General features: G+C 54.8%; 20 protein-coding genes. 13 read left to right on the top strand and 7 right to left on the bottom strand.

The features are described 5' to 3' along the window. Positions 1-11: 11 nt before the first annotated feature. Positions 12-584, top strand: a complete 573-nt coding sequence (gene ilvN, locus K1718_RS10340) for an acetolactate synthase small subunit (protein WP_152500852.1) — start codon at positions 12-14, stop codon at positions 582-584. A gap of 83 nt (positions 585-667) precedes the next feature. Beyond that, entirely contained in the window at positions 668-1,492 is an 825-nt protein-coding gene (locus K1718_RS10335; protein WP_265684341.1) for an arylamine N-acetyltransferase family protein, read from the top strand. Between the two features lie 27 nt (positions 1,493-1,519). Here K1718_RS10335 and K1718_RS10330 read toward each other — a convergent pair whose 3' ends face one another. Next, on the bottom strand, positions 1,520-1,975 hold the full coding sequence (locus tag K1718_RS10330; protein WP_265684340.1) for an SRPBCC family protein: 456 nt from the start codon (positions 1,973-1,975) through the stop codon (positions 1,520-1,522). A gap of 23 nt (positions 1,976-1,998) precedes the next feature. Continuing rightward, positions 1,999-2,415 (bottom strand): SRPBCC family protein, encoded by a 417-nt coding sequence (locus K1718_RS10325; protein ID WP_265684339.1) that lies wholly within the window; start codon positions 2,413-2,415, stop codon positions 1,999-2,001. A 56-nt stretch (positions 2,416-2,471) separates the two neighbouring features. Between K1718_RS10325 and K1718_RS10320 the strand changes: the two genes are divergently transcribed. Both K1718_RS10320 and serA read left to right on the top strand, forming a co-directional pair. Next, entirely contained in the window at positions 2,472-2,804 is a 333-nt protein-coding gene (locus tag K1718_RS10320; protein WP_265684338.1) for a helix-turn-helix domain-containing protein, read from the top strand. 152 nt (positions 2,805-2,956) lie between these two features. Further along, positions 2,957-4,201 (top strand): phosphoglycerate dehydrogenase, encoded by a 1,245-nt coding sequence (gene serA, locus K1718_RS10315; RefSeq protein WP_152500847.1) that lies wholly within the window; start codon positions 2,957-2,959, stop codon positions 4,199-4,201. A gap of 44 nt (positions 4,202-4,245) precedes the next feature. Here the strand turns inward: serA and K1718_RS10310 are convergent, their stop codons facing one another. Next, the gene (locus tag K1718_RS10310) at positions 4,246-4,872 is read right to left on the bottom strand and encodes a DUF1826 domain-containing protein (RefSeq protein ID WP_265684337.1); all 627 of its coding nucleotides are present in this window, start codon (positions 4,870-4,872) and stop codon (positions 4,246-4,248) included. Further along, positions 4,869-6,083 carry a GTP-binding protein gene (locus K1718_RS10305; protein WP_265684336.1) on the bottom strand — a complete coding sequence of 405 codons (1,215 nt, stop codon included), beginning with the start codon at positions 6,081-6,083 and terminating at the stop codon, positions 4,869-4,871. Before K1718_RS10305 ends, K1718_RS10310 begins: the two co-directional genes overlap by 4 nt. A 164-nt stretch (positions 6,084-6,247) precedes the next feature. Here K1718_RS10305 and K1718_RS10300 point away from each other — a divergent pair, with 164 nt between their 5' ends. From K1718_RS10300 to K1718_RS10275, 6 genes are all read left to right on the top strand, one after another. Then, a complete protein-coding gene (locus K1718_RS10300; protein WP_265684335.1) occupies positions 6,248-6,685 on the top strand; it encodes a thiol-disulfide oxidoreductase DCC family protein in 438 nt (145 codons plus the stop codon). Continuing rightward, complete coding sequence (locus tag K1718_RS10295; RefSeq protein ID WP_265684334.1) at positions 6,678-8,363, top strand: SDR family oxidoreductase; 1,686 nt, start codon at positions 6,678-6,680, stop codon at positions 8,361-8,363. The genes K1718_RS10300 and K1718_RS10295 overlap by 8 nt, the downstream gene beginning before the upstream one ends. A gap of 131 nt (positions 8,364-8,494) precedes the next feature. After that, entirely contained in the window at positions 8,495-8,971 is a 477-nt protein-coding gene (locus K1718_RS10290) for a hypothetical protein (RefSeq protein WP_265684333.1), read from the top strand. Positions 8,972-9,109: 138 nt separating this feature from the next. Beyond that, the gene (locus K1718_RS10285; protein ID WP_265684332.1) at positions 9,110-9,859 is read left to right on the top strand and encodes a pyridoxine 5'-phosphate synthase; all 750 of its coding nucleotides are present in this window, start codon (positions 9,110-9,112) and stop codon (positions 9,857-9,859) included. Continuing rightward, entirely contained in the window at positions 9,860-10,444 is a 585-nt protein-coding gene (locus K1718_RS10280) for an HD domain-containing protein (protein WP_265684331.1), read from the top strand. A 53-nt stretch (positions 10,445-10,497) separates the two neighbouring features. Then, positions 10,498-11,121 (top strand): LysE family translocator, encoded by a 624-nt coding sequence (locus tag K1718_RS10275; protein WP_265684330.1) that lies wholly within the window; start codon positions 10,498-10,500, stop codon positions 11,119-11,121. Positions 11,122-11,149: 28 nt separating this feature from the next. Here K1718_RS10275 and K1718_RS10270 read toward each other — a convergent pair whose 3' ends face one another. From K1718_RS10270 to K1718_RS10260, 3 genes are all read right to left on the bottom strand, one after another. Then, a complete protein-coding gene (locus tag K1718_RS10270) occupies positions 11,150-11,947 on the bottom strand; it encodes a siderophore-interacting protein (RefSeq protein WP_265684328.1) in 798 nt (265 codons plus the stop codon). A gap of 158 nt (positions 11,948-12,105) precedes the next feature. Continuing rightward, positions 12,106-12,600, bottom strand: a complete 495-nt coding sequence (locus K1718_RS10265) for a YHS domain-containing (seleno)protein (protein WP_152500837.1) — start codon at positions 12,598-12,600, stop codon at positions 12,106-12,108. A 140-nt stretch (positions 12,601-12,740) separates the two neighbouring features. Further along, positions 12,741-13,346 (bottom strand): TetR/AcrR family transcriptional regulator, encoded by a 606-nt coding sequence (locus K1718_RS10260; RefSeq protein WP_265684326.1) that lies wholly within the window; start codon positions 13,344-13,346, stop codon positions 12,741-12,743. 176 nt (positions 13,347-13,522) lie between these two features. Between K1718_RS10260 and gatC the strand changes: the two genes are divergently transcribed. From gatC to gatA, 3 genes are read left to right on the top strand one after another with little or no spacing between them, the layout of a single operon-like run. Next, positions 13,523-13,810, top strand: coding sequence for an Asp-tRNA(Asn)/Glu-tRNA(Gln) amidotransferase subunit GatC (gene gatC / locus K1718_RS10255; RefSeq protein ID WP_265684684.1), 288 nt, complete (start codon positions 13,523-13,525; stop codon positions 13,808-13,810). A gap of 17 nt (positions 13,811-13,827) precedes the next feature. After that, positions 13,828-14,313 (top strand): GNAT family N-acetyltransferase, encoded by a 486-nt coding sequence (locus K1718_RS10250; RefSeq protein ID WP_265684324.1) that lies wholly within the window; start codon positions 13,828-13,830, stop codon positions 14,311-14,313. 3 nt (positions 14,314-14,316) lie between these two features. After that, positions 14,317-15,801 (top strand): Asp-tRNA(Asn)/Glu-tRNA(Gln) amidotransferase subunit GatA, encoded by a 1,485-nt coding sequence (gatA, locus tag K1718_RS10245; RefSeq protein ID WP_265684323.1) that lies wholly within the window; start codon positions 14,317-14,319, stop codon positions 15,799-15,801. The last annotated feature ends 19 nt before the right edge of the window (positions 15,802-15,820 follow it).

Raw genomic sequence — 15,820 nt, 5'->3', positions numbered from 1 at the left:
GAATTTTGAACATGAACGCACAAAATGTAGATGCGCCTTCCGCCTATTTCCTAGCGGAGGTCAGCAATGAGATCGAAACTCACACGCTATCGCTCCTCGTCGACAACGAACCGGGCGTGCTCGCCCGTGTGATTGGTCTCTTCTCCGGCCGGGGCTACAACATCGACAGTCTGACCGTGTCGGAAACCGAGCATGAGAAGCACCTGTCGCGGATCACCATCGTGACCACCGGCACCCCGATGATCATCGAGCAGATCCGTCATCAGCTCGATCGTCTGGTGCCTGTTCACCGGGTAACCGACCTGACGGTGCGGGCCCGACGGGCCAACCAGGACAAACCCCTGGAACGCGAGCTCGCGCTGGTCAAAGTCGTTGGTGACGGTGACAAGCGGCTTGAAGCACTGCGCCTCGGCGATGCCTTCCGGGCAACCGTGATCGACGCGACCACGGATCATTTCGTCTTCGAGATTACCGGACGCACGTCCAAGATCGAACAGTTCATCGCTATCATGAAACCGCTTGGGCTGGTTGAGGTCTCCCGCACAGGTGTTGCTGCTGTTCAGCGTGGTCCAGAAGGGCTCTGACCCCTGGCACCAATATCCAAGAGCTTTAAGAAGAAAGGCCGGCTGCCTATATGCAGCTGGCCTGTTTCTTTTTCGGACTGTTCATGCCCTTTGATCTTTCAACCTATCTTGCCCGAATAGGTCTTCCCGAGTGCCCGCGCACTCTTGAAGGCTTGCGGAAGCTTCAAGCGGCCCAGATCGCTTCCATTCCATTTGAAAACGTTCTGCCCTTTCTGGGGCAGGTACCGGATCTTGACGACGACGCGCTCTGGCAAAAACTCGTGTTGGATCGAAAAGGCGGCTATTGCTTTGAGTTGAATGCCTTGCTCGCAAGGGCCCTTTCAGCTCTTGGCCTTCCCAGTCAACGTGTGCTTGCCCGGGTTCGAATGGGCGCAGCGGAAGGCGGTGTTCGGTCACATCAGGCACATATCGTGGAAATGGATGGAGCCGACTGGCTGCTGGATACCGGCTTTGGTGGCCAGGCACCGGCAGAACCGATCAACCTCTCTACAAGCGGGGAACAGCCTGTCCGGGACCAGACTTACCGCATGCGGTTTGACACCGCTGAAAACGAAGAGGTTCTGGAGCGAAAGACCGCCGCAGGCTGGGTGCCGCTTTATGGGTTTGACCGGGTGTCACCCAAGCAGGTCGATGTGGAGGCTGCCAACTATCTTTGCGCCAAATGGCCGGAGATTTCCTTTTCGTCTTCCATCAAGTTCTACCGGTTGACCGACGACGGATGGATCAGCTTTCAAAATGGCCTTGCAGGCTATACGTCAAACGGCGTCAAGGCGTCACGCACCATCTTAACCTCAAGCGACCTCTCCCGATTTATGCGTGAAGACCTCGGTCTTGGGTACAACGATGCCGACATCGACGCGGTTGCGAAACGTCTCGCTACCCTGACTCCGCCTGCTGTCACCAGCTAACGCTGTCCTTCGCGGACGACACGCGGGCTACGCGTAGTATCCATCCCGCAGATTTATACCGTGCTCCACAAAGGCTTTCAGACAACACAGCATTTGCGTCCAACCCTCGCAATTTCCATAGGAAGCCTTGCTGCCTTTGGCAGTTTCCCCCCAGCCTTCCTCGCTGATGTTTATCAGCGTCCTGCCATCATCAAGTTCGCTGAGTTCCAGGGTAACCGTTGTTTCGCCTTGGTCCTCACCGTCTGTCTGTTCATCAGACGCCCAGTGAAGAACAATTTTCCGATCTTTGACGACTTCGCTCACCCTGACCGGGAATTGACCGGGAAATTCAGCAAAGCTCCATAGGACGGTTGCTCCGGGCTCCATGCGCCCTTCAGCGCCTCCGGTGGTGAAATAACCTGACAAACGGTCTGGATTGACGATGGCTTCAAAAACCTCAGACACCGGTTTGGATATCCGGCCGGATACGCTGAACGACAACATGGTTCTATCCTCGCTTCACATCTTCAGTTTTTGCCGGCAAAGGTCACCAGGTTTTCAAGGTGATAACTCCACCCTTGCCTGTGCGCCGCTATCAAGTCTCGTTGCTCTGCTTCCGGCGCAGCTTGCCACCCACTGTGAACAAGCCTGATATGGCTCCCCGCCTTCAAAGCTGAGATCTGGAAGCTGACTTCAGTCTCAAATGACCAGTCTTCATCCCACCATTTCAGCAACAGGAAATTCGGCGCCTTGATCTCAAGAACGCGCCCGTGGGTATGGTGCTCACCGGCTACATCTTTCCAGGGCTCATAAAACCTGCCGCCGGAAACCGGGTCCAGAACAACCCCCGCCCCCCACCAGAGGCGCGGGCTTACAAGAATGTCCCAAAGGTGCTCCGCAGGTGCCTGGCACTCTTTTGCAAGGTCGATTTGAACAACAGACATGGCAACTCGCCTTCATGTGTCTTGCAACACGATCTATCATGTTATATTTTTATAACATGTCAAGCAGCGATGATTCAGACCGAATATTCAAGGCCCTGGCCGATAGACGCAGACGACGGATGCTGGATCTTCTGAAAGGCGGCCCTCAAACGACAGGTGCACTCTGTTCCGCCTTCCCTGAGCTGGATCGCTGCACGGTCATGCAGCACATGCGTGTTCTGGAAGCTGCCGATCTCATCATCGTTCAGCGCAAGGGGCGCGAACGCTGGAATCATCTCAATGTACTGCCGATCAGAGACATCTATGCCCGCTGGATCGGCGAATATGCCGAAAGCGCTGTCGAGTTGATGGCGAAGCTCCGCACAGACCTTGAGACCCCGGCGAATTGAAGCTGGAATTTTGTCCGGAACATCCTTCTTATTGACGTTTGCCGACCTAGACGCGACGCAAACGAGCGCGTATACGACACCGGCAATTTATGCCATCGAAGACGCTGCTTCGGTCCCATGGCAACTTCAGGACAAGAGAAGGCAAAACGCCCATGATTCATGGTCTTTCCCGGCCGAAAAATCAGATCCGCTGGCTGCTGCTTGAAGGCATTTCGCCGACAGCGCGCGCGGTTCTTGAAAAGAACGGCTACACCAATGTGGAAGTCCTGCCGGGGGCCCTGGAGCAGGATGCCCTTATCGAGAAGCTGCAGGGTGTCCAGATCCTCGGTATTCGCTCTCGAACGCAAGTAACTGAAGCCGTTCTCGAGGCAGCCAAGAGCCTTGTCGCCGTCGGTTGTTTTTCGGTTGGCACCAACCAGGTTGATCTTTCTGCCACGTTGAACCGTGGCATACCGGTCTTCAACGCCCCATTTTCCAACACCCGTTCAGTCGCGGAGCTGACGATTGCCGAGATCGTCATGCTGATGCGTGGCGTTTTCCCGAAATCGACCGCAGCCCATGAAGGCCGCTGGCTGAAAAGCGCGGTCGGATCCCACGAAATTCGCGGCAAGACGCTCGGGATCGTCGGCTACGGCAATATCGGTACACAGCTTTCCAACCTTGCTGAAGCCATGGGCCTCAGGGTCATCTATTTCGACCTGGTCGACAAACTCCAGCATGGCAACGTCATACCGACCGATAGCCTGGATGCGCTGCTTGGTGAATCGGACGTGGTGTCCCTTCACGTTCCCGATACGCCCGGTACACGCAACATGTTCAAGGCCGAACAGATCGCTGCCATGAAAAAGGGTGCATTCCTGATCAACAACGCCCGTGGTCAGGTGATCGATATTGACGCTCTTGCCGATGCTCTGAAGTCAGGCCATCTGGCCGGCGCTGCGATTGACGTTTTCCCGGTTGAGCCAAAATCCAACAAGGATGAGTTCATTTCTCCGCTGCGCGGCCTGAACAATGTCATTCTGACCCCGCATGTTGGCGGTTCGACAGAAGAAGCCCAGGACCGGATTGGGGAAGAAGTCTCCAAGCGTCTGGTGGAATACTCAGATGTCGGCTCCACAATCGGTGCGGTTTCCTTCCCGCAGGTGCAGCTCTCAAGAGGCTCGGACGCGACGCGTTTCATTCAGGTGCACCACAATGCACCCGGAGCCATGAGAACTTTGAACGACCTCTTTACCCGGCACAACCTCAACATCTTCTCTCAGCACATGCAGTCCCATCAGGACATCGGTTATGTGGTTCTGGACGTCGACACGCCGGTCGAGCAGCCGGTCGAAATCCTGGAAGAAATTCGCAGCCTGCCCAACACGATCAGAGCAAGGTTGCTCAACCGCGTCTGACAAGCAAAGCAGATGAGGCCCCGCCTGCATGGGCGGGGCCGATCTCAGTCGATCGGATCGATCACGAGAAGCAGTCTTGCTCCTACGCTTTCATCGACAGCAGGAGATCGGTGCAAAAGCCCAGTTCGCTCCTCACCGGACCATGCACTGCCACGAAAAAGGGCGACTGCGCCGCGTTTCACACTTTTGATGCGTGACGGTTCGGACAGGTCTTCCTGCGGGACATAGTCCGTGCCGGGCCCCCGGTAAGTGCAAAGCAAACGCGCCGGAACATTGTCCATATGAAATTTCGGGCACATCATTTCGTCTGATACATCCAGGCGGATCCGCATCTGTCGGACGTCCAGCGTTTTGCTCAGCATCATTGCCAATGCGGCAATATCACCGGTCAAGATGTCGCGTTCAGAACTTGATGGGATTTTTGCCTGTTCGCAGGCGGCAATCGCAGCCGCTTCCGCCAAATGAACCGGCACGGTCGTCCTTAACTCCGGCAGGCTTTCCACCGGCAATCCGTCAATCCAGTCCACAAATGCAGGTTCGCAAGTCCTGTTCCAGATCGACGCAGCCACCCCGCGCAGATGGATATCTGCGAGGATCTCCGGTTCAGGCCCACTCATGACATCGCTTGCCACTCGATAGGGCGTATCATCCATCGCTTCCAGGATAGTCATGCTGCTTCTTCCACCCGGCGCCAGCGCGGAAAGGGATCCGGCAATTGCTGGAATGAATTCAGATCATCACCGGCACTTTCGTCAAGCAGACATTGGTCCAGTCGTTCCTTGATCGTTGGCCAGTCGATACCGGAGCCGATAAACACCAACTCCTGACGCCGGTCCCCAAAGGGCTCGACCCAATTGGACCGAGCATAGGCTTGCGCCCGCGGATCCTGAGGCCATTGGCTCGGCGGGACGGATGCCCACCAGGTTCCGATCGGGCTCACGCTGGAGAGTGCCCCGGCCAGTGAGAACTCGGCGACCCATTCCGGCCGTGTGGCGATCCAAAAATGCCCTTTGGCACGGATGACGCCTTCAAGCGGGCTATTGAGCACCTTATGGATTTTCACAGGATCGAAAGGACGACGGGCTCTGTAGACGAAGGATGTGACACCGTATTCTTCTGTCTCTGGCACATGTTCCGCGAACCCATAAAGTTCCTTTGCCCATAAGGGGTGTTCGTGCGCCTTTTGAAAGTCGAACAGTTTTGTATCGAGCACTTCCGAGGGATGGATATCGCTATAATCCACCTCAAGGATCCGGGTGTCTGCATTGAGGCTCCGGATGATCTTACGGGCGGCATCAACCTGTTCCGGCCGTGCGGCGCTGACTTTGTTGAGAACAACAACATCTGCAAATTCTATCTGGTCGGTAAGAAGATGCACGAGTGTGCGTTCATCTTCGTCTCCAAGGACCTCGCCTCTGTCGCGCAGAAAATCGTGACTTGAGAAATCGTTCAGCAGATTGACCGCATCGACAACCGTAACCATGGTATCAAGTCGGGCAACATCAGACAGGCTCTGCCCTGCTTCATCGCGAAACTCGAAAGTCGCCGCCACCGGCAAAGGCTCTGAAATGCCCGTCGATTCAATCAGGAGATAGTCGAATTTGTTCTCAGATGCCAACCGCTGAACTTCGATCAAAAGATCATCACGCAATGTGCAGCAAATGCAGCCGTTAGACATTTCAACAAGGGTCTCTTCGGTCTGGCTAAGCTCTGAGCCGCCGGCACGCACAAGATCGGCGTCGATATTGACTTCGGACATGTCATTGACGATGACCGCAACCTTGAGACCTTCGCGATTGTTGAGTACGCGATTGAGAAGTGTGGTTTTTCCAGCGCCGAGAAATCCCGACAGCACGGTGACGGGTAAGCGTTTATCTAACATGGCCTCTCCAACCGATATGTAATGTTATTACATTACAAATAATCTGAAAAAGCATGGGAGGCAAGTGGGGTTTTGCGAGAAAAAACGCTGCGGCGTTGTGCCAAATCGAAATCACAAGCGAACTTGAGCACACTGAGACGTAGAGCCTGCATTCAAGGGGCAACATGACATCTTGCAGTCACTCCGACGAGACCATTCCCGGGCAACTGCCGCAAGGCAATCTGATCGTTTTTGACGGTATCTGCCTGGTCTGCTCCGGGTTTGCGCGTTTCATGGCACGACACGACAAAACCGCGGATTTCAGGTTCGTTGACGCGCAGTCTGAAACCGGCCGCTCACTTTACGAAAAATATGGCCTTGATGCCGACCTCATGGAGACGAATATCGTCATAGTCGACGGTCAAGCCTACACAAAGATGGCCTCGTTCACCGCAGCCATGCACAGCATCGGATGGCCCTGGAAGCTGCTGACTGTTTTTGATTTTCTGCCCATCGGTGTTGGAAACTGGCTTTATGACCGGATTGCGCAAAACCGCTATCGTCTTGGACGCCGTGCATGCCCCCTTCCCTCAAAAGAGTTGAAAGACAGGCTGATTGACTGAAACCGTCTCTCCAAAAAGGATCGTCATTCTCGGTGGCTATGGGGTGTTCGGCGGCAAACTTGCCGCAGCTCTGCTGCGCAAAAACACGTTTGATGTCATTGTCGCAGGTCGGAGCCTTGCAAAGGCAGAAGCCTTTTGTCGGAAAAATGGTGGCAAACCGGTTCAGCTGGACAGCTCTGCGGAGGACTTTGAAGACAGTCTTGCAAGGCTGTTGCCCTTTGTGATTGTCGATGCTGCTGGTCCGTTTCAATCCTACCAGGAAGGTGACTATCGGGGTGCCCAAGCCGCTCTCAAGGCAGGCAGCCACTATCTCGATTTTTCCGACGACGCCGAATTTACAATGGGCATATCTTGCCTCGATGAACTCGCCAAGAAGCGTGAGCTTGTTTTGCTCTCCGGCGTCTCAAGCGTCCCTGCATTGTCGTCTTCAGCTGTTGACGCCTTGAGGTCGGCGTTTTCACGGCTCGACCTCATCGAAACCACACTGTTGCCAGGTAACAAGGCACCACGAGGACTTTCCGTCATTCAGGCAATCCTGGCACAGGCAGGACATCCGCTTGTTGTCACCCGTTCAGGACAGATCGAAACTTTCACCGGTTGGTCAGGACTGTCTCGCCGGAAAATCGGTCCCGCCGGGCAAGACGGCCTTCCTCTCCGTTGGTCTTCTCTTATCGGCGCTCCCGACCTTGTGCTCTTTCCAAAGCATTTTGAGGCGGGGACTGTACTGTTTCGTGCCGGACTGGAACTTTCCGTCATGCATCTCGGGCTCTGGCTGCTTTCCTTGGGAGTTCGGCTGAAACTCATAAATTCTCTTGTTCCAATGGCACGGCCTCTCCAGCTTGCAGCGAAGACCCTGAAGCCCTTCGGGTCCGATCGTGGCGGCATGGAGGTCAAATTGTCCGGTCTCGATCCTCAAGGCGCTCCACTCAGCAAAAGCTGGACATTGATCGCAGAAAAAGGAGACGGGCCTCAAGTGCCCGCGATTGCCGCTGAAGTTCTGTGTGTACGCCTGTTGGACAGGCAAGTAGTACCGGGCGCGCGCGCCTGCCTTGGTGAAATCAAACTCAACGAGATAGAACCTGCCATTGCAGGACTTGAGGTTAGGTGTTTCAACGCTGCCGACCCAAGCCCAACGGTGTTTCAAAGGGCGTTGGGCAATGAATTCAATTCCTTGCCAGGGTCAGTTCAGGCACTTCATACGGTGTTTGATCGGCATCGTTGGATAGGTGAAGCCAAAGTGTCTCGTGGACGCTCCCTTGTAGGCAATATCCTTTGCAACATCATTGGGTTTCCACCAGCACATGACCGAACGCCTGTTGAAGTGACGATTGAACGACGCGGTGGCAAAGAGGTCTGGCAACGCAACTTTGGCGGAAAGATCTTCAGATCGGTACTGTCGCCAAGAGACCGATTGGGCCAAGGCCATGTTTACGAGCGCTTCGGACCGATGCGATTTGAGATCGACCTGACGCGCACCGGAACAAAGCTTCGCTACCCGGTCTCTCGCGGCACAGTGTTTGGCATACCGCTGCCCTTGTGGCTTCTTCCCGTCAGCGAAGCCAGTGAATATGAATTGGACGGTCGCTTCCGGTTTGATGTGAAGATCTCACTGCCATGGTTCGGAGAGCTCGTTCACTACCAGGGTTGGCTGTCTCCGGCCAAAACAGATCAGCGCTGACCCTCCAACATCAGTTGCAGAAGACCGTTTTCGGCAGCTGCGCTCATATGCAGAAAAACTGCCGACTTTCTCCCAAGGGCCTCAAAGGTTGCCCGATAGACAGACCTGCAGTCTGCAACTGGGAGCAAGATATGACCGAAGACACGTTTCAACCCTGGCTCTGGTTCCGTCACGACAATCGGCGCTGGATCGGCGCTTCAGAGTGCGCACTCGCCGGCCTTCTGGTCGCCTATTCTGTTGCCTGGATGCTCAAACAGGAAGAGCCTCAGGGAACGATGCTCATCGACCCTTTCCTGGCGGTCGTTTTGGGCGGCATCGGCGGATTGGGTGCCGGCTTCGTATTTTCCGGCTGGTATGGACGACCGGGGCGAAATGGATGGTATTTGTCTGTCTTTGCCGCCGTGCTCGCTCCTTCTTTAGCCGGCGGCCTCGCAGGAACGTGCCTGTTCCCTGGGCCCGGCACGCTTATCGGTGCCTACATGCCCCTTTGGACCTTCCGCTTTCCGCTGACCTTTTCAGTCTGGGCGATCTGCCTTGTTGCTATTCACCTGCATTTGCGAAAACTGAGGGCGGATAGTCCAGCTACGGCGTCTGTATTTGTTAAATAATCAGCACTTCAAAGCGTCTCGAAACATTGTCCTTAGAGACAATTTCTTGTTTGACATCAATGACTTTTGAAACAATGTTGCGATTACAGCCTAAACTCTTCAAGTAAGATCGCAGCCGCGTTTTACGGAATACGAACCATGTCTTCAGTGTCGCGCCTTTCAGTCAATGTCAACGCCGTCGCAATGTTGCGAAATCGCAGGGATTTGCCGTGGCCCAGCGTTACGGGACTTGCCGCGATTGCCATGGAGGCCGGAGCCAAAGGCGTTACGGTTCACCCTCGACCGGATGAACGGCATATCCGGAAAACGGATGTCTTCGATCTGGCCGAACTGATCGAAGACCGTTTCCCGAACAAGGAGCTTTGCCTGGAAGGGTATCCTTCCGCGGACTTCATGCAACTGGTCGAGGAAGCACGGCCCGAACAAGTTCTGTTCGTACCTGACGATCCAAGCCAATCGACCTCGGATCACGGCTGGGATTTTACAAAGGACACGGGAGAACTCGAGACGGCGATTGCAGCCGCAAGAGAATGGACAGTCACCGTTTCACTCTTCTGCGACCCAGATCCCGCAACTCCTGAACAGGCAGCACGCCTTGGTGCGGAGCGGATTGAAATCTATACCGGTCCTTACGGCGCTTGCTACGACGATCCCGCACGCGCGCAAAAGGAGCTGGAAAAGATTGCCTTGACGGCAGAAGCAGCACAAGGCTGCGGGCTTGGTGTGAATGCGGGACACGATCTGACCGTTGAAAACATTCCGGCTTTGATCGAACGCACACCATTCATTCGCGAAATGTCGATCGGACATGGTTTCACGGCAGATGCCCTGATTTTTGGTTTTGCAGAAAGCGTTCGAAGGTTCCGCAAATCGATGGGAGAACTTTGAATGCCCGATACGCTGGCGCGACAGGTCGCGTTCCTGTTGGAGGCAGACAAACTCAAGGAAATTGTACGTCTAAATCAGCTTTCCTCCGGAAGCCGGCGGGAAACGACAGCAGAACACTGCTGGCACGTCATTCTTCAGACATTGACGTTTGCCGAGCACGCCGGCAAAGGCACGAACCTGGACCATGTTGTCAAACTGCTGACGGTGCATGACCTCGTTGAGATCGACGCCGGAGATCATTGGGTGACGGAAGACAATGTGGATGCGATCAAGATCCGGGAGCATAGCGCGTCCGAAAGGTTGTTTGCCCTGCTGCCTGATAGTCAAGCCGAAGAGTTCAGAAATCTTTGGCTCGAATTCGAAACCAACGAGACGCGGGAAGCGAAATTCGCCAATGCCATGGATGCACTTCATCCAATGGTTCTTGTGTTCGCGTCCGGTCTTGACGACCCCACCCACGAACCCATTTCTGCTGCTGTCTTGCGAAAAACCAAAGAGCCCCGTCTTGCCCCTTTTCCCGGACTTTGGGAATATGCCCAAAGCCTACTGGCCAATGCGGTTCAGACCGGGCGCCTCCTACCCTGACTTTCTCCTCACCTGCCGCGGATAGCGGTCCTGCCTTTTGAGGAACTTGACTGATGAAGATTGATTTATGGCTCGTGTTTGTTGCCGTTTCTCTCCTACCTGCCATAAGTCCCGGCCCGGGTGTCATGCTGGCAATTTCCAACACGCTGCGCTTTGGCCGCAACGCCACTCTCGCGTCCGCAGCGGGAAACGCCGTCGGCCTGGTTGTCATCGGCTATGCCGTTGCCTTGGGGTTCGGCGCTCTGATGGCCACATCGGCCCTCGCCTTCACAGTTTTGAAATTCGTTGGCGCGGCTTACCTGATCTATCTCGGCCTGAAGATTTTATGGGACAAGTCAAGTTTCCAGATACACGACACTGTTCCGGCCAAACGCAAGAAGCCGGTAAAACTCTTCCTTGAAGCATTGCTGGTGTCTGTGACCAATCCGAAGGCCATCCTCGTTATCACCGCGCTGTTTCCGCAATTTATGCAGGCAGAAGGCTTCAGTCTGTTGGAGACAACAATCCTGTCCTTTACTTATGCCTTGCTGTGCTTCGCCAACCACGCGGTCATTGCCTTTGCCGGCGATCACATGAGGCGCTTTCTGACCTCGGCCAATCGCATTCGTTGGGTGCGCAGAGTGACCGGCGGCCTGTTTGTCGGTTTCGGTGCGGCACTGGCTTCAGCAAGCCGCTGATACCGATATCAGGCAGCAGGTAGATGCGTTAGGCAGCGTCGGCTCGTTTGGCTTTCTGGTGTTCCTCTTCAATCAGGCCAATCTTCCAGTAGCCGGAAATATAGGTATCAGCCTTTGGCAGCCGGCGTTCATTATGGAGGTAGTCTCTCAAAGCCCGAATGACCGAGCTTTCCCCGGCAATACAAGTTTGAACAGTTCCTTCCGGCCAATGCATCGCCCTGACAAAATCGATCTGAGCGGTGGAGGGCTTGTGAACGTCCTCCTGAATCAGCCAGTGAACCTCAATTCCCGCAGGAAGTTCCAAGTTGCGGATGTCGTCTTTTGAAGGCACTTCAAAAAGAGCAACGCCCTTGGCTTCGGCAGGTAGCATTTCCAGCGTCGCTTCTGCCACCGGCATTGCCGAAAGATCTGCGGCGACAAGATACCAGTCAGCATAAAATGATGTGATCTTGGGCTGGCTTGGTCCGAAGAATCCCAGGAAGGAACCTTCACTGGCTTGTTGCGCCCACTTGGTGGCAGGACCGTCGTCACCATGAGCAACAAAGTCGATATCCAACTCCAACTGATCGCTGCGGAAGGCACGAACCGTATAAGTTCGAACCGGATGAAGCTTCTTGCCTGCTTTTTCGGCCCCAAAATGTTTCTCGAAAGACTCGCGGCTTTCGTTTTCTCGCGGAAGAACCAATTTGCAATTGGCGCCTTCGTGTCCCAACGGGAAATCAGAAAGCTCGGGTCCCTGAAACGTTACCCTGATGAAGTTAGGGCTCAGATACCTTGCCGACTTGACAGTCAGAAACCTGGGACGGCGTTTTGGTCGAAGTGCCATGACTACCTTTTTTAAGTTGAGTTTCATACTCAAGAAATAGCATCGAACCACCTCCGTTTAAAGATGCTTCTGTTTAAGTTTCTTCGACACACCGTCAGGCAATCAGAAACAAAAAAGCCCGCCGGTTGGCGGGCTTTCTTGCAACAGGAGAAAGGCGATCAATTGCGGATGATCGGCTCTTTCAGCTCTTCCGGCTTTTTGTCCTTGATGATTTCCCAGTTCAAAGTTGCGTTGTTGATATGACCAGGCACATCCTGCTCGAAACGCTCCTGAACTTTCAGGGAGTTGTTCAAATAAAGCTTGCCGTCGACGATCGACCAGGCTTCCGGTACGACCGGCACCTTGAAGCCCATGGCTGCACCAAATGCGCAAAAACCACCGTATTGTGGGGCGTATTTCGCAGGCTCAGCAGCAAACTTGTCGCGGTTTTCTTCAGAAGAGAATTTCCAGGTCACGTCATCATAGGTGAACGTATATTCGTCGGAACCGGCAACCGGCTTGCCTTCGGTGAAATAAGCGACGGGATCAGTGCCGCCGATGGCTGCGCCACCCTTGGTGAAAGTGGTGATCTCGTCAGCGGAAGCTGTGAAGGACACTGCTGAAAACAGGGCTGTCAGACCCAGCAGAACAGATTTGGAGGTGTAAAGCGGCATTGACGTCTCCTTGGCGATTGGGAGAGCGGCGCACTTCTGCACCGCACTGGTCGGAAAATGCCCCTTGACGCTTCTCAATGCCAATCACCCTTGATCACAGAAATGCCAGCCAGACGACAGCAAATTGTGAGTAGACAAATTCAAAGTCCCGGCAATCCCGCTGGTGGCATCGGCTCTCTTGGCGCAATCAATCCGAGTACAAGATAGATCGCCCGTTCAATGTCGTCATTACGAATGTCGATGCCGCACAAGAGGATGCGAAAATAGATGAGACCCAACAACAGATCGATCCTGGTCTCCATGTCAGATTCAAAGGGTGTTGCAATCAGCACTTGACGCAGCATCAGTCTTTGCGATGCCTCAACTTCATCCAGTACCGCCACCAGCCGCTGCTCACGGCGATGGGGAACCAGCGACCTGAGCGCGGGGCCAAGCCGGGTTTGATGCAGCAAAGCGGTGTAGTATTGAAGACACTGCTGAAGATCCTGCGCAACGCTGGCGCGTTGTGGCGGAGGCGGCACCGACAGGCGAAAAGCCTCCAGAAGCGCAGCTGCGACAAGCTCCGTCTTGTCGCTGAACCTTCGATAAATGGCTTGCTTGCTTGTGTGGGCACGCGCCGCGATTTCGGCAACTGTCGTCTTCTCAAGGCCGTGTTCAGAAACCTCACTAAGAGCCGCGTCAAGCAAGGCAGACGTAACCCTGTTGTCGAGCGGTCGACCAGCTGGAGGTTTCAAATCTGCCTGCACGACTTCCTCACTCAAGTTAAAACGGTACCCATTGGAACCGTAATAGTGAGATTATCATTGTGAAACAAGCATCGCCGCTTGATTTTTGAGGCAGATGGACAGCAAAGAGGAGCGGAATGCCGCGTCCACGTGCAGGAGCACACTGGAACTTCGCGGCAACAGCCGATGAGGAAAAAATGTCAGTTGATACCGATACGGTAAAAAGAGTTGCCCGCCTGGCAAGGATCAAAGTGAGCGAAGATGACGCGACCAGAATGACCGGCGAACTGAACGCCATTCTGGGATTTGTCGAGCAGCTTGACGAAGTCAATATTGACGGTATCGAACCGCTGACGTCCGTGGTTGAACAGACCATGAAGAAGCGTGCAGATGGCATCACCGACGGCAACAAGGCCAACGACATCACACTGAATGCGCCGGTTTCTGAAGACAATTTCTTCATGGTTCCCAAAGTCGTTGAATAAGAGGCCTTAAGTTCGGGATGAGCTCGCCAGACGCCATCAAAATTGAGGTGGAAAGTCCTTTGTCGCCAGACATGAGAGACATGATCACCGAGTTGAATGCAGTGCTTGGATCGCTGACGCCGGAAGAAGCCAACTACAGCATGACCGCTGATGAGATGGCTGGTCCTGCAACGACCGTCTTTATGGCTCGCGTCGATGACAAAGCGGCAGCATGCGGTGCGCTTTATCGGCACCCTGATGGCATCGGCGAAGTGAAACGTTTCTATGTCCGTCCCGACTACCGGAGGCTCGGACTTGCAAGGCAAATCCTTGATCAAGTCACCGCTCGAGCTGTCGAAGAAGGTTTCGCCGAACTCGTTCTGGAGACCGGACACAACTACAAGGCTGCCCGTCAGCTTTACGAGAATGCCGGTTTTGTCGAATGCGGACCCGTGCTCGATTATCCCGAAAGTCCTTATTCCGTTTTTTATTCCCGGCCGACCAAGGCCCACCAAGAGACCTGATCCATGACCGATCTGACCAAACTCACAATTGCCGATGCCCAAGTAGGCCTGAAGAACAAGGACTACACCTCGCTGGAGCTGACCGAGGCATTCCTGAACAATATCGAGGCAGCCAACGCCCAACTCAACGCTTATGTTGCCGTCACCGCCGAAAAGGCCCGCGATATGGCCAAGGCATCCGACGAGAAACTCAGCAAGGGCGAAGGCGGTGTTCTTGAAGGCATCCCGCTCGGTATCAAGGACCTGTTCGCGACAGAGGGTGTCCACACTCAGGCCTGCAGCCACATCCTCGACAGCTTCAAACCGGCCTATGAATCCACGGTCACGTCCAATCTTTGGGCGGACGGTGCGGTTATGCTCGGCAAGCTCAATATGGACGAGTTCGCCATGGGTTCGTCCAATGAAACCTCCTATTACGGCCCGGTGATCAACCCGTGGCGTAAAAACGGATCCAACCAGGATCTTGTTCCGGGCGGTTCTTCGGGCGGTTCAGCTTCAGCTGTCGCAGCGCGCCTTTGCATGGGCGCGACAGCCACGGACACCGGTGGCTCCATCCGTCAGCCTGCTGCCTTTACCGGAACGGTCGGCATCAAGCCAACCTACGGTCGTTGCTCACGCTGGGGCGTCGTCGCCTTCGCCTCATCACTCGACCAGGCAGGCCCGATCGCACACACGGTTCGCGACAGTGCAATTCTTCTGAAATCCATGGCTTCTGTCGACCCGAAGGACACCACTTCGGTTGATGTCGAAGTGCCCGATTACGAAGCTGCGATCGGCAAGTCCGTAAAGGGTCTCAAGATCGGTATCCCTGCCGAATACCGCATGGAGGGCATGCCGGGTGAAATCGAAGAGCTTTGGCAAAAGGGTATTGCCTGGTTGAAAGATGCCGGTGCTGAAATCGTCGACATCACCATGCCGCACACCAAATACGCCCTTCCCGCATATTATATCGTCGCGCCGGCAGAAGCCTCTTCGAACCTGGCTCGCTATGACGGTGTTCGCTACGGGCTGAGGGTTCCCGGCAACGATATTGTCGAGATGTACGAAAACACGCGTGCTGAAGGCTTCGGCGAAGAAGTGAAACGCCGCGTCTTGATCGGCACCTATGTGTTGTCTGCCGGTTATTATGATGCCTACTACCTGAAGGCTCAAAAAGTCCGCACCCTGATCAAGCGCGACTTCGACCTTGCATGGGCCAACGGTGTCGACGCGATCCTGACGCCGGCAACACCTTCAGCTGCTTTCGGCGTTGCCGATCAGGACCTGCACTCAGATCCGGTGAAAATGTATCTGAACGACATTTTCACGGTAACCGTGAACATGGCAGGCCTGCCGGGCATCTCCGTTCCCGCCGGTGTCGACAAGGATGGACTGCCGCTCGGTTTGCAACTGATCGGCAAACCGTTTGATGAAAGCACGCTGTTCCAGGTTGGTCAGGTCATCGAAGATGCCGCCGGTTCTTTCGAACCGCAAAAATGGTGGGGCTAGTTGCCCGCGGCATTCCTGC

Origin of the sequence: Roseibium porphyridii, assembly GCF_026191725.2 — a bacterium.
In the GTDB taxonomy this organism is placed as follows: Bacteria; Pseudomonadota; Alphaproteobacteria; order Rhizobiales; family Stappiaceae; genus Roseibium; species Roseibium porphyridii.
This window is presented reverse-complemented; position numbering and strand designations above follow the sequence as displayed.